The organism is Pseudomonas sp. RP-B7 (assembly GCF_059803535.1).
The window spans coordinates 74,193-88,056 of the sequence record NZ_JAPFHC010000029.1; the positions used below are offsets into that span (position 1 = coordinate 74,193).

Annotated in this window: 16 protein-coding genes, 1 tRNA gene and 1 pseudogene; 8 read left to right on the top strand and 10 right to left on the bottom strand. The window is 58.9% G+C overall.

Annotated elements, in window-relative coordinates; all coding sequences use genetic code 11:
- Position 1: 1 nt before the first annotated feature.
- The 3 genes from OPU96_RS22630 to OPU96_RS22640 are packed head-to-tail and all read right to left on the bottom strand — an operon-like array spanning position 2 to position 3,546.
- Complete coding sequence (locus tag OPU96_RS22630; RefSeq protein WP_226455123.1) at positions 2 to 979, bottom strand: ABC transporter permease; 978 nt, start codon at positions 977 to 979, stop codon at positions 2 to 4.
- Positions 976 to 2,529 (bottom strand): sugar ABC transporter ATP-binding protein, encoded by a 1,554-nt coding sequence (locus tag OPU96_RS22635; protein ID WP_226455122.1) that lies wholly within the window; start codon positions 2,527 to 2,529, stop codon positions 976 to 978. Before OPU96_RS22635 ends, OPU96_RS22630 begins: the two co-directional genes overlap by 4 nt.
- 57 nt (positions 2,530 to 2,586) lie before the next feature.
- Positions 2,587 to 3,546 (bottom strand): sugar ABC transporter substrate-binding protein, encoded by a 960-nt coding sequence (locus OPU96_RS22640; RefSeq protein WP_226455121.1) that lies wholly within the window; start codon positions 3,544 to 3,546, stop codon positions 2,587 to 2,589.
- 484 nt (positions 3,547 to 4,030) lie between these two features.
- Between OPU96_RS22640 and OPU96_RS22645 the strand changes: the two genes are divergently transcribed.
- The 3 genes from OPU96_RS22645 (at position 4,031) to OPU96_RS22655 (ending at position 6,236) form a co-directional block, all read left to right on the top strand.
- A complete protein-coding gene (locus OPU96_RS22645) occupies positions 4,031 to 5,119 on the top strand; it encodes an asparaginase (RefSeq protein WP_498559721.1) in 1,089 nt (362 codons plus the stop codon).
- A gap of 171 nt (positions 5,120 to 5,290) precedes the next feature.
- Positions 5,291 to 5,542 carry a DUF1654 domain-containing protein gene (locus tag OPU96_RS22650; RefSeq protein WP_498559722.1) on the top strand — a complete coding sequence of 84 codons (252 nt, stop codon included), beginning with the start codon at positions 5,291 to 5,293 and terminating at the stop codon, positions 5,540 to 5,542.
- A 4-nt stretch (positions 5,543 to 5,546) separates the two neighbouring features.
- Positions 5,547 to 6,236 carry an endonuclease gene (locus tag OPU96_RS22655; RefSeq protein WP_192296824.1) on the top strand — a complete coding sequence of 230 codons (690 nt, stop codon included), beginning with the start codon at positions 5,547 to 5,549 and terminating at the stop codon, positions 6,234 to 6,236.
- A 31-nt stretch (positions 6,237 to 6,267) separates the two neighbouring features.
- Here the strand turns inward: OPU96_RS22655 and OPU96_RS22660 are convergent, their stop codons facing one another.
- Positions 6,268 to 6,633 carry an SPOR domain-containing protein gene (locus tag OPU96_RS22660; RefSeq protein WP_226455223.1) on the bottom strand — a complete coding sequence of 122 codons (366 nt, stop codon included), beginning with the start codon at positions 6,631 to 6,633 and terminating at the stop codon, positions 6,268 to 6,270.
- Positions 6,634 to 6,895: 262 nt separating this feature from the next.
- Here OPU96_RS22660 and csrA point away from each other — a divergent pair, with 262 nt between their 5' ends.
- Together csrA and OPU96_RS22670 are read left to right on the top strand one after the other, a co-directional pair.
- Positions 6,896 to 7,090 carry a carbon storage regulator CsrA gene (gene csrA / locus OPU96_RS22665; protein WP_003192511.1) on the top strand — a complete coding sequence of 65 codons (195 nt, stop codon included), beginning with the start codon at positions 6,896 to 6,898 and terminating at the stop codon, positions 7,088 to 7,090.
- A 209-nt stretch (positions 7,091 to 7,299) separates the two neighbouring features.
- Positions 7,300 to 7,563 carry a hypothetical protein gene (locus OPU96_RS22670; RefSeq protein ID WP_192296825.1) on the top strand — a complete coding sequence of 88 codons (264 nt, stop codon included), beginning with the start codon at positions 7,300 to 7,302 and terminating at the stop codon, positions 7,561 to 7,563.
- A 28-nt stretch (positions 7,564 to 7,591) separates the two neighbouring features.
- On the opposite strand, the gene OPU96_RS22675 is transcribed toward OPU96_RS22670, so the two are convergent.
- From OPU96_RS22675 to OPU96_RS22695, 5 genes are all read right to left on the bottom strand, one after another.
- Positions 7,592 to 8,257, bottom strand: a complete 666-nt coding sequence (locus OPU96_RS22675; RefSeq protein WP_226455119.1) for an HAD-IA family hydrolase — start codon at positions 8,255 to 8,257, stop codon at positions 7,592 to 7,594.
- 108 nt (positions 8,258 to 8,365) lie between these two features.
- Complete coding sequence (locus tag OPU96_RS22680) at positions 8,366 to 8,818, bottom strand: anti-virulence regulator CigR family protein (protein WP_498559723.1); 453 nt, start codon at positions 8,816 to 8,818, stop codon at positions 8,366 to 8,368.
- 78 nt (positions 8,819 to 8,896) lie between these two features.
- Positions 8,897 to 9,526: a pyroglutamyl-peptidase I gene (pcp, locus tag OPU96_RS22685; protein ID WP_498559724.1), complete on the bottom strand. Its 630-nt coding sequence runs from the start codon at positions 9,524 to 9,526 to the stop codon at positions 8,897 to 8,899.
- Positions 9,527 to 9,533: 7 nt separating this feature from the next.
- On the bottom strand, positions 9,534 to 10,484 hold the full coding sequence (locus OPU96_RS22690) for a DUF979 domain-containing protein (protein ID WP_192296829.1): 951 nt from the start codon (positions 10,482 to 10,484) through the stop codon (positions 9,534 to 9,536).
- Complete coding sequence (locus tag OPU96_RS22695; protein ID WP_192296830.1) at positions 10,481 to 11,197, bottom strand: DUF969 domain-containing protein; 717 nt, start codon at positions 11,195 to 11,197, stop codon at positions 10,481 to 10,483. The genes OPU96_RS22690 and OPU96_RS22695 overlap by 4 nt, the downstream gene beginning before the upstream one ends.
- Here OPU96_RS22695 and OPU96_RS22700 point away from each other — a divergent pair.
- Positions 11,196 to 11,573 carry a hypothetical protein gene (locus OPU96_RS22700; RefSeq protein ID WP_192297247.1) on the top strand — a complete coding sequence of 126 codons (378 nt, stop codon included), beginning with the start codon at positions 11,196 to 11,198 and terminating at the stop codon, positions 11,571 to 11,573. The genes OPU96_RS22695 and OPU96_RS22700 overlap by 2 nt on opposite strands.
- A 112-nt stretch (positions 11,574 to 11,685) precedes the next feature.
- Positions 11,686 to 11,925, top strand: a pseudogene (locus OPU96_RS22705) (helix-hairpin-helix domain-containing protein).
- A gap of 83 nt (positions 11,926 to 12,008) precedes the next feature.
- Here OPU96_RS22705 and OPU96_RS22710 read toward each other — a convergent pair.
- Positions 12,009 to 12,085: transfer RNA gene (locus OPU96_RS22710), tRNA-Val, on the bottom strand.
- A 184-nt stretch (positions 12,086 to 12,269) separates the two neighbouring features.
- Here OPU96_RS22710 and OPU96_RS22715 point away from each other — a divergent pair.
- Positions 12,270 to 13,553: an NAD(P)/FAD-dependent oxidoreductase gene (locus tag OPU96_RS22715; protein WP_192296831.1), complete on the top strand. Its 1,284-nt coding sequence runs from the start codon at positions 12,270 to 12,272 to the stop codon at positions 13,551 to 13,553.
- The last annotated feature ends 311 nt before the right edge of the window (positions 13,554 to 13,864 follow it).

Genomic DNA, 13,864 nt, shown 5'->3' on the forward strand with positions numbered 1-13,864 from the left:
GTCAGCCCCGCCGACTGGCGCGCTGGCTGCGGTAGGTATCCAGGACCACCGCAATCACGATCACGGCACCGGTGATGATGCGCTTGGTCGGCTCCGTAGCACCGATCTGCGCCAAACCGGCGGCCAGTACCGAAATAATCAACACACCAAAAAAGGTACTGATTACCGAACCGCGACCGCCCATCAGGCTGGTGCCACCGATAACCACCGCCGCAATCACTTGCAGTTCAAGGCCAGAACCAGCATTCGGGTCCGCCGCTTCCAGACGCGATATCTGGAACAGCGCCGCCACACCGGCCAACAGGCCCATGAGGCTGAACACCAGGATTTTGTAGGGCTTGGGATTGATCCCGGCCAGGCGCACCGCTTCTTCGTTGGTGCCGATACCGATCAGGTAACGACCAAACACCGTACGGGTCAACACCAGTTGGGCGACGATAATTACCAGCAGCGCAATGATGAACGACGGTGAAATGCCAAAGGCCACTGGGTTGGACAGCCAGGCAAACGAGTCGCCGATGTAGGCGGTACGCGAACCGGTCATTTGGTACGCCACGCCACGGGCCATTTCCAGCACGCCAAGGGACACGATAAACGACGGAATACGCCAGGCCACGGTGATCGAACCGGTGATGGTGCCCGCCAGTGCGGCGCAGCCCATACCGAGTATGGCGGCGGGGAAGACGCTCCAGCCCCAGCCAAGGATCGCCACGCTGACCGCCGACGCCGCCAATGCCAACACCGAGCCCACCGACAAATCGATGCCGCCGATGATCAGGATGAAAGTCATGCCGACTGCCAGCACCATGAGGTCCGGGATCTGGTTGGCCAGGGTACTGAAGGTGTCGTAGGACAGGAAGTGATCGCTGAGTACCGAGAACAGCGCAATCATTGCCAGCAACGCGCCAGCCAGCCCCAGGTAAGTACCCAGGCCGTAGAAGTTGCCGCCGGTTTTGCCCGGGGAAATTGTGGTTTTCATGGGGTATCCCTAAGCGCTGCGTCGTTCAGCAGCGCGTCACGTTTCTGATAGCCGGCAAAGGCGGCGGCAAGCAATTCGTCCTGGGTCCAGCTGTCGCGCTCGAAGGTCTCGATCAAGCGCCCGGCGGACAACACCCCGATGCGATCGCAGATCAGCATGAGTTCGCGCAGGTCGCTGGACACCACCACCAGCGCTTTGCCTTGGCGCGTCAGTTCACCAAGCAAGGCATAAATGTCGAATTTGGCACCTACGTCGATGCCACGGGTCGGCTCATCGAACAGCATCACCGAGCAGTCGCGCTCCAGCCAGCGGCCAATCACCACCTTCTGCTGGTTTCCGCCGGACAGTTCAGAGACCAACTGCGCCGGACTGGAACTGCGGATGCGCATGGCATCGATCTGGCGCTTGGCCAAGGCCGTTTCGTTGCGGCTGTTGACTACCCCACCGCCGGAAATTTCCGGCATGTTGCCCAAGGCTATGTTGGCGCTGATGGACTGGGTCAGCAGCAGGCCTTCACCCTTACGGTCCTCGGTGATCAGCGCAATGCCATGGTCCACTGCGTCCACCGGCGAACGAATGCTCACTACCCGGGCTGGCGAGCCGAGCGCCACGGTGCCGCTGTCGGCCAGGTCGGCACCGAAGATCAGGCGCAACAGCTCGGTACGACCGGCGCCGATCAGGCCGGAGATGCCGTAGATCTCGCCTGCGCGCACTTCAAAGGACACGTCGCGAACCTTGTCCGAGCGAGTCAGGCCTTTTACCGTCAGGGCCGGATCGCCGATGGTGCGCGGGCCCAGGTCGATGTGCTCGCCCAGCTCGCGACCGACCATCAAGGTCACCAATTGCTCGCTGTTGTAGTTGGCCATTGGCTCGACGCACACCAGCTTGCCGTCACGCAGCACCGCAATGCGCTGGGCGACACGGGCGAGCTCTTCCAGCCGATGCGAAATATAAATGATCGCCACGCCCCGAGCCTGCAGGCGGGTGATTTGCTCGAACAGCATCTCGACTTCACGGGCGGTCAGCATGGCCGTCGGTTCATCGAGGATCAGCACGTGGCAGTCGCCGATGAGGTTGCGCGCGATCTCGACCATTTGTTGATGGCCGATACCCAGGCTGCCGACCAGGGTGTCCGGGTCGATCGCGTCCAGGCCGACCTGGGCCATGGCCTCAATCGCGGCCTTGCGCAGTTGCTTGCGGCTGATCCAGCCACAGTGGCTGGGCAGGTTATCCAGAAACAGGTTTTCGGCGACGGTCAGCGTCGGCAGCAGATTGAGTTCCTGCATGACCATGCGCACCCCCAGCCCTTCAGCCTGGGTACGACTGCCCGGACGGTAGTCCTGACCATTGAATTGCATATGCCCGGTGGTCGGCGTGACCAACCCGCCGATAATCTTCGACAAGGTGCTTTTGCCTGCGCCGTTTTCTCCGGTCAGCGCCAGTACTTCTCCGCGATTGAGCGTCAGGGTGATGTCGGACAGAACCGGCTGGGCATAGGTCTTACCGATACCGCTGACCGAGAGGACAGCGTTCGGGGCGGAAGATGACATAGGAAAATCTCCAGGCGCCCGTCCAGGACGAACGGGCGCTGTTGGGTGCTGCCAGGATTACTGCTTGATGACGAGTTCGACCGGGGTTTCGATCACGCCGTCTTTGGCATCGACCTTTTCACCCTTGACCAGCTTGAGTGCGTTCTGGATGCCGAACACGGCTTGCTGGGCAGCAGCCTGGTCGGCGGTCGCCAGGACGCGGCCGTCTTGCAGCATCGGCTTGATGGCTTCGATGTTGTCGTAGCCTACGACCAGTACTTTGCCAGCCTTGCCGGCTGCGCGAACAGCGGAGACCGCGCCCAGGGCCATGTTGTCGTTACCGGCCAACAAGGCCTTGAGGTCTGGCGTTTCGCTGAGCATCGCGGCGGCGATCTTGTTGCCCTGATCGATTTCCCAGTTACCGGATTGGGTAGAAACGATCTTCATGCCGGCCGCGTCCATAGCATCCTTGAAGCCCGCGGTGCGCTGCTGGGCGTTGGTGGTGGTCGGCACACCTTCAATGATGCCGACCTTGTCACCCGCTGCCAGATGCTTGGCCAGGTAGTCCCCCACCAGCTTGGAGCCTTTGCGGTTGTCGGGGCCTACAAACGGGATGTCGAGGTGCTTGCTTTTGAGCACGTCCGGATCAAGGCGGTTATCGATATTGACGACCTTGATACCGGCATCCGAGGCTTTCTTCAGCACAGTGACCAGTGCCTTGGAGTCGGCAGGGGCGATCACGATCGCATTCACCTTGGCGAGGATCATCTGGTTGACGATATCGATCTGCGCGCTGGTATCGGTTTCGTTCTTGATCCCGTTGGTGATCATGTCGAAATCGGCGGCGTGTTCTTTCTGATATGTCTTGGCACCGTCTTGCATGGTGACAAAGAATTCGTTGGCGAGTGATTTCATGACCAGGCCGACCTTGGGTTTGGCGGCGGCGTCATCGGCAAATGCAGAGGAAAGAGGTAAGGCGGCGGATGCGGCAGCCAGCACAGCGACAGCAAGAAGACGTCCAGCGAATGGCAGCTTCATGGGTTCACTCCGATCTTATGATTATTGTGAGCAACGCCTGCATGGAAACATCTCGCAAACGTTTGCGTTATTGAAACTATGAGAACCTTGTCGAGATTTGTCAACGGTATCCCGCAGCCTTTCATCCTGGCCCTCTGACCCCCCCACCTTCACGCCACGTCCTTAAACATCGCCAGCGCTCGGTCGTTCTCTAAAACGACAGGCCTTTGGGCTTAAGTCATACACGCCCAGGGAAGATCCGATCATTTTTTCGGACAACCGAACGCGATAACGTCCAGCTGTTCGGAAAGCCGGACAGCAGATCGTCCGAGTCGCTTAAAAATTCAAACCAAACCCTTAAAAATCAACGCTTTATTTTATGAACACAAACTTGTCCAGGCTGGTACAGATCCTGCTGTTCCCCTGAACCTCGCGGCGTTCAGAACCGCCCGAGCGCTCTAGATGAACCTGCACCAGCACTCATCACAAACCAGAGAGAAAAATAATGAAATCTGCATTGAAGAACATTGTTCCGGGCGCGTTGGCCCTACTGCTGCTGTTCCCCGTTGCCGCCCAGGCAAAGGAAGCTGAAACCAAGACCAAACTGTCCAACGTGGTGATCCTCGCCACCGGCGGCACCATCGCCGGCGCTGGCGCCAGCGCGGCCAACAGTGCCACGTACCAGGCAGCCAAGGTCGGTATCGAACAACTGATCGCCGGTGTTCCTGAGCTTAGCCAAGTCGCCAATGTGCGTGGCGAACAAGTGATGCAGATTGCGTCCGAGAGCATCAACAACGACAACCTGCTGCAACTGGGCCGCCGTGTTGCCGAATTGGCCGATAGCAAGGATGTGGACGGTATCGTGATCACCCACGGTACCGACACCCTCGAAGAGACCGCCTACTTTCTGAACCTTGTGGAAAAAACCGACAAGCCGATCATTGTGGTCGGCTCGATGCGCCCAGGCACCGCCATGTCGGCGGACGGCATGCTCAACCTGTACAACGCCGTGGCCGTTGCCGGCAGCAAAGAAGCACGCGGCAAAGGCGTGCTGGTGACCATGAACGACGAGATCCAGTCGGGTCGCGACGTGAGCAAGATGATCAATATCAAGACCGAAGCCTTCAAGAGCCCATGGGGCCCGCTGGGCATGGTGGTTGAAGGCAAATCCTACTGGTTCCGCCTGCCAGCCAAGCGCCACACCATGGATTCGGAATTTGACATCAAGAACATCAAGAGCCTGCCCGACGTTGAAATCGCCTATGGCTACGGCAACGTGAGCGACACCGCCTACAAGGCGCTGGCCCAGGCTGGCGCCAAAGCCATCATCCACGCCGGCACCGGCAATGGCTCGGTGTCATCCAAGGTTGTCCCTGCCCTGCAGGAACTGCGCAAACAAGGCGTACAGATCATTCGTTCTTCCCACGTGAATGCCGGCGGTTTCGTTCTGCGCAATGCCGAACAACCTGACGACAAATACGACTGGGTAGTCGCCCATGACCTGAACCCGCAAAAAGCCCGCATCCTCGCGATGATCGCCCTGACCAAGACCCAGGACAGCAAAGAGCTGCAACGGATGTTCTGGGAATATTGATTCCTGGTGATTGACCGGCAGGGGTGGTTTACCGCCCCTGCCTCCCCCCGCAATGACCCCTGCGCCAAACCACCTTTATCGACGTCAATCAGGCTTCCTGAGTTTTAAGCAGTTGCGAAATTGCGCACAGTTAAATACTGTACGCACGTACAGCTTATCAAGGAATCTTCCGTGGCAAAGTCTTCTTCCGCAGCGTCAACTCCACCTAATGCCTACACACGCCTGGCGACGCGTGTGCAAAAGATCATCAATTCGACCAATGCCCAGAAAGCGAAGGCAGCCTTGATCTTCCGCCTACCGGATGAGCCGGAAGACGAGTGGCAGCGCCTGCTCGAGGAAATCGCAGAGAACGATAACGTCACCCTCGCCTACCGGGATGATGGTGGTGTGCAGATTTTCTGGGTTGTGCCGAAGGAAGATTGATTCAATGAGTGCCCGTTTTATTGCTGTGTGTTGCCTGTTTTTTGCCATTAGCGCCCAGGCGCAAGCACCGCGAACGTTCAGCGAAGCCAAGAAAGTCGCCTGGAAACTCTACGCCCCGCAATCCACCGAGTTCTATTGCGGCTGCAAATACACCGGCAACCGTGTGGACCTGAAAGCCTGCGGTTACATCCCCCGCAAGAGCGCCAGCCGTGCCGCACGTATCGAATGGGAGCACATCGTTCCGGCCTGGCAGATCGGGCATCAGCGTCAGTGCTGGCAGAACGGCGGGCGCAAGAACTGTACGCGTCATGATGACGTGTTCAAGCGCGCCGAAGCCGACCTGCACAACCTGGTGCCAAGCATTGGCGAGGTGAATGGCGACCGCAACAACTTCAGTTTTGGCTGGCTGCCAGTACAACGCGGGCAGTACGGCTCATGCCTGACCCAAGTGGACTTCAAGGCCAAGAAGGTCATGCCACGTCCGTCGGTTCGCGGGATGATTGCGCGGACTTACTTCTATATGAGCAAACAATACGGTTTGCGCCTGTCGAAACAGGATCGCCAACTGTATGAAGCCTGGAACAAGACCTACCCAGTGCAACCCTGGGAGCGTCAACGCAACCAGACCGTAGCGTGCGTGATGGGACGCGGCAATGAATTCGTCGGCCCGGTAAACCTGAAAGCCTGCGGTTGAACGTGGGCGGGATTGCCGCCCAAGCCGTCTGTTACTGCGCCGCCTTGTGCTCGATGACCTGCGACTCGGTGTCGGTTTTCTTGGCGCGGGCCATCTTCTCGTTGAGCAGCGCTTGCTTGGCCTCGGCTTCGGCCTTGGTTGCAAATGGCCCCAGCAGTACTTCGTCCTTGCCGTCGACCTTCACGATATAAAAATTGAAACCATGTTCCAGCAACCACGCGGTCAGGTCTGTAATGGCCTGCAACTTGTGGTCGGGCGGGCCTACGCGCACATCCCATTCCTGGGCGGCAATCGTACCGGTCTGTGGCTGGCTTTCAGTCACGGCAGGCTTGGCCTTGGGGGCATCGACGCTTTTGCCTTCACCGCAACCGGCCAACGCCAACACCGCAATTGCCATCGCTACTTTACGCACTGCCCTGCTCCTTTAAGGATAAAGAGGCAACTTTATCATTCACTGTCTATTCTGGCCGTCATAAACGTTGGCTTAAACAATGCGAATCATGTATCGCAGACCTGTATGATGCCGCCATGGGAATTAATGTCGCCTCTATGCGTCCTAAAAGAGGCAGTCACAGGGAAGCGCTTAGCAGTAAGCTACACACATCCGACACCTGCCCTGTCTGAAACATGTGTCCTTAAAAGTAATCAAGGAGAAGTCCATGCTTATACTCACCCGCAAAGTCGGTGAAAGCATAAACATCGGTGATGACATCACGATCACCATCCTGGGCGTTAGCGGCCAGCAAGTACGAATCGGCATCAACGCTCCGAAGGATGTTGCCGTGCATCGCGAAGAGATTTACCAGCGCATCCAGGCCGGCCTGACTGCTCCGGACAAAAACCAGACGCCTTGACGCGCCCTCAGTAGCCAGCCCTTTCGTTTACTGTAACGGCTGGCGAAAACCCCTTGGGCCTGCTCGCACTTTTCGCGAGTCGCGAATGCCCTGCCGGTTTATTGCCTGCGAAAGATGAAACTGTATCGAAGTTTGGAACTTGTCCGCCGATTCATAGCCGAACCTCCTGAGTTTCCCCCGGCCATCAGAGTGCACTCAGGAGCACGTCGATGAGGCTTACCTCTACGCAACACATTTCCACCCGCGCCTGGACAATAACCTTGCTGATTGCGCTTGCCTTCCTCGGGATGGAATATGCCCTCAAATTGGAAGCGGAACGCACTTTCGGTAACGAAGTGAGCTCATGGCTCGACCTCGGGCTATTCCTGTGCACCTACCTGTTCGTGTTTTGCCTCAAGCCGATCCAGGTGATCGTCCAGCGAAAGCTGTGCAGGCGCGCAGCTCATCGCGCGCACCGGAAAACGGCGAGCTGATGAACCACGCCTACCTGAGCGTCGGCGGCTACAAAACCCTGCCGTGCACGTAGAGCAAACCTTCAGCGTTGCGCCTAGCCTGCAATTGTTCATATCCATCTATCGAAGGGTGCTTGGTCACCATCGGCTCGAGATGCGTCGACGTCACGACCATCACATCCGCACCCGCCGCTTCCCCGGCTCGAATACCTACGGCCGCATCCTCGAATACCAGGCAGTCCTCAACCGACACCCCAAGCCGCTGCGCACCGAGCACATAACAGGCTGGGTCCGGCTTGCCGCTGGCCACATCTTCGGCCGTCACCAACACGGCGGGCGGCGTAATACCCGCAGCCTGCAGGCGACGCAACGCCAGTGCCCGCGGGGCAGACGTCACCAGCGCCCATTGATCGCCCGGTAAATCACTCAGGAATGCAACGGCCCCAGGAATCGCGACAACGCCTTCGACATCGTTGATTTCGGCTTCGGTAATCCACTGCGCCTCAACCTCAGGATCGACCCCGGGCAGCGCCTGACGCGTGATGGTGTCAATGGCGCGGGCGCCATGAATGGTGGCCAGGAACGCCGCCACGTCCAGGCCATGACGCTGCGCCCAAGTGCTCCACACCCGCTCGGCGGCAGCGATGGAGTTGAGCAGGGTGCCATCCATATCGAACAGAAAGGCGCGGTAATGCTGGGCAACGGGGATGGACACTGCGTAATTTCCTCATGGGCGGTAATAAACAATCAGCCCGCTGCAATCTACGGATCACCTGGGTGCTTGTAAACGCTGTCGGTGCCTGGACGCCCAATCGGCTAGCCATCAGCGTCCGTCAAACGCGCCATTGAGGATTTCATAGATGACGCCCGTAGCAATTGCTACCAATATCAGATCGGTGCCCGCTTGCCGCCACTCATACCCATCGTAATGGGGGAGCTGGCCGGCTAAACGACCATCGAGTTTTTTTGCGATCCCTGGTGGCAAGGGCTTGCCGCGCGCCAGGTTTTTCTGGATGCCGGGGGGCAATGCAGGGCCTGGACTCCAGTAGTCCCGATGCCCCACCAGCACATTGAGTACTCCGCCGCGGTCGATGCTGGGGCCGCGAGCATCCGGAGCACCTTTGCCCTTGGATTTATCATGCCCCTGCCCGCCCTGGTCATGCCCCTTGTTATTACCGCCGCCCTTGCCATTGCCCGGATCAGCCAAGGCAATAGCGCTACCCGCAGACAAGGCCAGTGACAACACCACAGACATGAACTTGGGATACTTGATCATGGCGAATCGTCCAGAACAGGAATGTTCCTGAACTGTAGTCGAGCCTAGGGTTTCTCACGCAGAATCAGCAAGACCTCATCAACTCACCCGACCGCCGACCTCAACGACATCCACCGAGGTTTTCCAAGCAGCCAGCACGGCGACCCGCAACCCCTCGACCAGGGTCGACAGCGCCATCGTCGGCTCGCCCGAACCAGGCAGGTTGGGCACATGAACAAACCCGCTACGTATCCCTGTCCCCACCAGTGCATGCTGCAACAGATAAAACACCTGGTTGCACACAAACGTCCCCGCCGTCTGCGAAACCGACGCCGCAATCCCCGCCTCGCGCACAGCCTTGACCATCGCTTTGATCGGCAACGTACTGAAGTACGCCGCCGGACCGCCCACCACGACAGCAGTGTCGATAGGCTGCGCGCCCAGGTTATCGGGGATGCGCGCATCGTTGACGTTGATCGCCACCCGCTCGATGGAAATATCACTGCGCCCAGGCCCCAGCCCAGTCGCAATGACCATCACAGGTTGCAGCTCGGCAATCAATTGGGCCAGGCAGTCACCCGCCGTGGCAAATGCGCAAGGCAAGCGGCGCGCAACAATCTGCACACCGTCGTCCAGCAGCACCCCGTCCAGCTGGCGCGCAGCCTCCCAGGACGGGTTCACCGGGGCTTGATCAAAGGGCTCAAACCCCGTCAGCAGTAGCGTTCGCATCTTCGCCTCACATCAACAGATAAAGCAGGACGATATTGACCACCAGCATCATCAACGCAGTCGGCAACTGCGCCTTGATCACCGCGTTCTTGTCCGGCAGCTCCAACAGCGCGGCGGGCACAATATTGAAGTTGGCCGCCATGGGCGTCATCAGCGTGCCGCAGTAACCGGAGAACATGCCGATGGCCGCCATCACCGCAGGGTTGCCGCCGTAGATGCCAACCAGTACCGGCACGCCGACACCACCGGTCATCACCGGAAACGCGGCGAAGCCGTTCCCCATGATCACCGTGAACAACGCCATGCCAAGCACATAGACCATCACCGCCACCAACTTGAAATCCAGGTTGATGTAGGTGGTGGTGACGTGAGCCACAGCAGTGCCGACCCCCGCTTCATTGAACAACAGCCCAAGCATCGCCAGCATCTGCGGCAGCACCATGGCCCAGCCCAGGGCTTCGGTCAGGCGCCGGGATTCACGCAAGGCTTGCACCGGGGTATCACGGGTCAGCCAGCACGCCAGGCCAAGGGCGATCAGGCAGCCGATGCCGAGAGACACGAAGGTGGTGTTTTTCGGGTCCAGCAACGGCACACCACCGATCTCGGTATGCTTGAGCAATACCGAGCCAATTACCGTGGTCAACGGAATGGCCAGTGCCGGGATAAACAGCTTGTGCCCCAGGCGACCGGCGCTGGCACGGGAAGCCTTGTCATGCAGTTCGGCATGGGCTCCTCGCCCGACACCGCCCAAGCCTGCGATCAACGCCATCACCACCACACCGACGCCGATAACCACCGACGGCAAGCGCTCGCCGACCAGGAACGGAATGGCGAACAGCAGCCAGAACAACGCGCTGGACCAACGCTTGGGATGGGTGCGATCCAACACGATCATGCCCGCCGTGATCAGCAACAGCACACCGGCCAGCCAGTACAGGTATTGAATGGAGATAATCATTGCGCGGCCTCCACGGCGGTAGCGACCGGCGTCAGCTCACGGGTGAGCCGGCGGTCGAATCGGTGCAGGCGGATCGCGTGAATGATGAAGGCACAGATCGCCGTAGGGATGCCCCACACGGCAATATGCAGCGGCTCCACATCGATTCCGGAGCCGAGCAGGAAGGTGTGCATCAGCGCGATGGCACCAAAAGCGACAAAGATGTCTTCACCGAAAAACAGCCCAACGTTGTCGGTCGCCGCGCACATGGCCAACACCTTGTGGCGCACCTTGTCTGGCAGTTTGCCGTAGCGTTTTTCCGCCGCACCTTCCGCCATCGGCGCCAGCAGCGGCCGCACCATCTGTGGATGCCCGCCCAGACTGGTCAGCCCCATGGCTGCAGTGGATTCGCGCACAAACAAATAGATGATCAACAGGCGCCCGACGGTCGCACGTTCGAACCGTGCGATCCAGTTCTGCGCATGCAGGCGCAAACCGTGGCGTTCCAGCAGCCCAATCACGGCCAGGGGTAATAAAAGAATCAGTTGCAGGGCGCGGGTCTGAAGGAAACCTTCACCCATGCTGGCGAGGATTTTCTCCAAGGGAAAATGGGCAGCAAGCCCGGTCGCGATGGCGGCAGCGGTGACCACCAACAGCGGATTGAAGCGCAAGACAAAGCCAACCACGATGACAAGTACGCCGATCAACGGCCATAGGTTCACAACAGTTTGCATGACGATGAAGTCCTTATGTGCGCGCTGCGGCGCCATTACAGCAGGATGCGAACAAAGGGTTCGCAGCAAGAATGTGGCGGGCAGTCGGCTCGGTTTTTTATTGTTGACCCGGAAGGTCGAGCGTCAGTGGCGGCAACTTTGCTGTCTGGGATGGGGAGGTGTCCAACAAGAAAAATTGTTGCTGCACACCAATAAATTTTGTCGGCAATTCAAGACCGATCCAGGGCCGCCCCCCGTGATCGCGACAACAGTGACGAATCCGGCGCAGGACCTATACTCATTGGAGCGACAGCGTATTTCGCTGCTTCGCTTTGCTGACGAAGAGGTAATTCACTATGTACGCCGGACAAATGGGTATGGCGACAACGAATGGTGAGATCCGCTGCCAGATGGTTGTACAGATCATCTGCCTGCTATCGGTGGCTCAGCTTTTTTGCTGACTGATCAGTAAGCCCAAATACCCGACACCCGAAAAAAGGATTTTGCGGATGCCGTTTTCACCGGAAGAAAGATGCCTATTGCTTGCGCTCAAGGGCGTAGGTCCCACTGTGGCTGCCCGATTGGAGCAAATGGGCATCCAATCCCTGGCCGAACCAGGGGCGTCAGATGTCGGTGACATCCTCGCGCAAGCCTAAGCAGCGTTAGGTTCGACGTGCCGGAAAAACAGCCCGCAAGCTCGGGCGGCTATCACTGCGGCGGTGGATCTTGCGAGACGTGCCAAGGCGTAACGCCGCGCAAAAAATCAAGACAACAAAAAAGGGCCCACCTTTCGGTGAGCCCTTCTAGACCGCCCAGCAGAGCGGATTTTGTTTGGTAGGCGCGATTGGACTCGAACCAACGACCCCCACCATGTCAAGGTGGTGCTCTAACCAACTGAGCTACGTGCCTGCTGTGAGGCGGCATTCTACGGAATTCCGGAGGGGTGTCAACATCTTTTTTGCAGCTAACCCTATGAATATGCGAATTTTTTATTTGCGCCGGGTAGACCCGTGGTTTTCGGGTGGCTGGCAGGCAATTTTCAACTCAGGTAGGATCGGCGCACTCGTAAAAAATATAAAACAGAGGTTCCAGGATGGCGAACACCCCCTACCCCCAGTCGTATTACGCCGCGTCCGCAAACGCGGTTCCGCCGCGCCCGGTGCTGCAAGGTGACGTCGAAACCGATGTATGCGTGATTGGCGCCGGTTACACCGGCCTGTCCAGCGCGTTGTTTCTCCTGGAGAACGGCTTTCGCGTGACGGTGCTGGAAGCCGCCAAGGTCGGGTTTGGCGCGTCTGGGCGCAACGGCGGGCAGATCGTCAACAGCTATAGCCGCGACATCGACGTGATCGAACGCAGTGTCGGCCCCAAGCAGGCGCAGTTGCTCGGGCAGATGGCGTTTGAGGGCGGCAAGATCATTCGCGAGCGGGTCGCCAAATACCAGATCCAGTGCGACCTGAAAGACGGCGGCGTGTTCGCCGCGCTCAACAGCAAGCACATGGGCCACCTGGAGTCGCAGAAGCGCCTGTGGGAGCGCTATGGCCACACCCAGCTGGAACTGCTGGACGAGCGCCGCATCCGCGAGGTGGTGGCCTGTGACAACTATGTTGGCGGCCTGCTCGACATGAGCGGCGGGCACATCCACCCGCTCAACCTGGCATTGGGTGAAGCCGCGGCCGTGGAGTCACTGGGCGGTACGATCTATGAGCAATCCGCTGCACTGCGCATTGAGCGCGGCGCCAATCCGGTGGTACACACCGCCGAGGGCAAGGTCAGGGCCAAGTTCATCATTGTCGCGGGCAACGCCTACCTGGGCAATCTGGTGCCCGAGCTGGCGGCCAAGTCGATGCCGTGCGGCACCCAAGTCATCACCACAGCCCCACTGGGGGACGAACTGGCAAAAACGTTGCTGCCACAGGATTACTGCGTCGAAGACTGCAACTACCTGCTCGACTACTACCGCCTCACCAGCGACAAGCGCCTGATATTCGGCGGCGGCGTGGTGTATGGCGCGCGCGACCCGGCAAATATCGAAGCGATCATCCGTCCGAAGATGCTCAAGGCGTTCCCGCAGCTCAAGGATGTAAAGATCGACTACGCCTGGACCGGCAATTTCCTACTAACCCTGTCGCGCTTACCGCAAGTAGGTCGCCTGGGCGACAACATCTATTACTCCCAGGGCTGTAGTGGTCATGGTGTGACGTACACGCACCTGGCGGGCAAGGTATTGGCGGAGGCACTGAGAGGCCAGGCAGAGCGCTTTGACGCGTTTGCCGACCTGCCGCACTACCCATTCCCGGGTGGACAGCTGTTACGCACACCATTCGCAGCACTGGGAGCCTGGTATTACGGGCTGCGGGATAAGCTGGGATTCTGACCGAATCCAACTGTGGGAACGGGCTTGTGTGGGAGCGGGCTTGCTCGCGAATGCAGTGTGTCAGTCACCAGATTTATTGACTGATCCACCGCTTTCGCGAGCAAGCCCGCTCCCACATAAAATAAAATCGCAGACACAAAAAACCCCGGTCTTTCGACCAGGGTCTTTGCTATCGGATCAAAGTAGCCAGAGGCTTTCTTTGTGCTTCAAGGCGTTCAGTGGGCCTTGATGCAGATATGGCGCAGCGGACGGGACTCGAACCCGCGACCCCCGGCGTGACAGGCCGGTATTCTAACCGACTGAACTACCGC

Excerpts from the sequence above, each read along its gene's own strand:
- OPU96_RS22630 (WP_226455123.1), bottom strand. The coding sequence starts at position 979 with ATGAAAACCACAATTTCCCCGGGCAAAACCGGCGGCAACTTCTACGGC.
- OPU96_RS22635 (WP_226455122.1), bottom strand. The coding sequence starts at position 2,529 with ATGTCATCTTCCGCCCCGAACGCTGTCCTCTCGGTCAGCGGTATCGGT.
- OPU96_RS22640 (WP_226455121.1), bottom strand. The coding sequence starts at position 3,546 with ATGAAGCTGCCATTCGCTGGACGTCTTCTTGCTGTCGCTGTGCTGGCT.
- OPU96_RS22645 (WP_498559721.1), top strand. The coding sequence starts at position 4,031 with ATGAAATCTGCATTGAAGAACATTGTTCCGGGCGCGTTGGCCCTACTG.
- OPU96_RS22655 (WP_192296824.1), top strand. The coding sequence starts at position 5,547 with ATGAGTGCCCGTTTTATTGCTGTGTGTTGCCTGTTTTTTGCCATTAGC.
- OPU96_RS22660 (WP_226455223.1), bottom strand. The coding sequence starts at position 6,633 with ATGGCAATTGCGGTGTTGGCGTTGGCCGGTTGCGGTGAAGGCAAAAGC.
- csrA (WP_003192511.1), top strand. The coding sequence starts at position 6,896 with ATGCTTATACTCACCCGCAAAGTCGGTGAAAGCATAAACATCGGTGAT.
- OPU96_RS22670 (WP_192296825.1), top strand. The coding sequence starts at position 7,300 with ATGAGGCTTACCTCTACGCAACACATTTCCACCCGCGCCTGGACAATA.
- OPU96_RS22680 (WP_498559723.1), bottom strand. The coding sequence starts at position 8,818 with ATGATCAAGTATCCCAAGTTCATGTCTGTGGTGTTGTCACTGGCCTTG.
- pcp (WP_498559724.1), bottom strand. The coding sequence starts at position 9,526 with ATGCGAACGCTACTGCTGACGGGGTTTGAGCCCTTTGATCAAGCCCCG.
- OPU96_RS22690 (WP_192296829.1), bottom strand. The coding sequence starts at position 10,484 with ATGATTATCTCCATTCAATACCTGTACTGGCTGGCCGGTGTGCTGTTG.
- OPU96_RS22700 (WP_192297247.1), top strand. The coding sequence starts at position 11,196 with ATGACGATGAAGTCCTTATGTGCGCGCTGCGGCGCCATTACAGCAGGA.
- OPU96_RS22695 (WP_192296830.1), bottom strand. The coding sequence starts at position 11,197 with ATGCAAACTGTTGTGAACCTATGGCCGTTGATCGGCGTACTTGTCATC.
- OPU96_RS22715 (WP_192296831.1), top strand. The coding sequence starts at position 12,270 with ATGGCGAACACCCCCTACCCCCAGTCGTATTACGCCGCGTCCGCAAAC.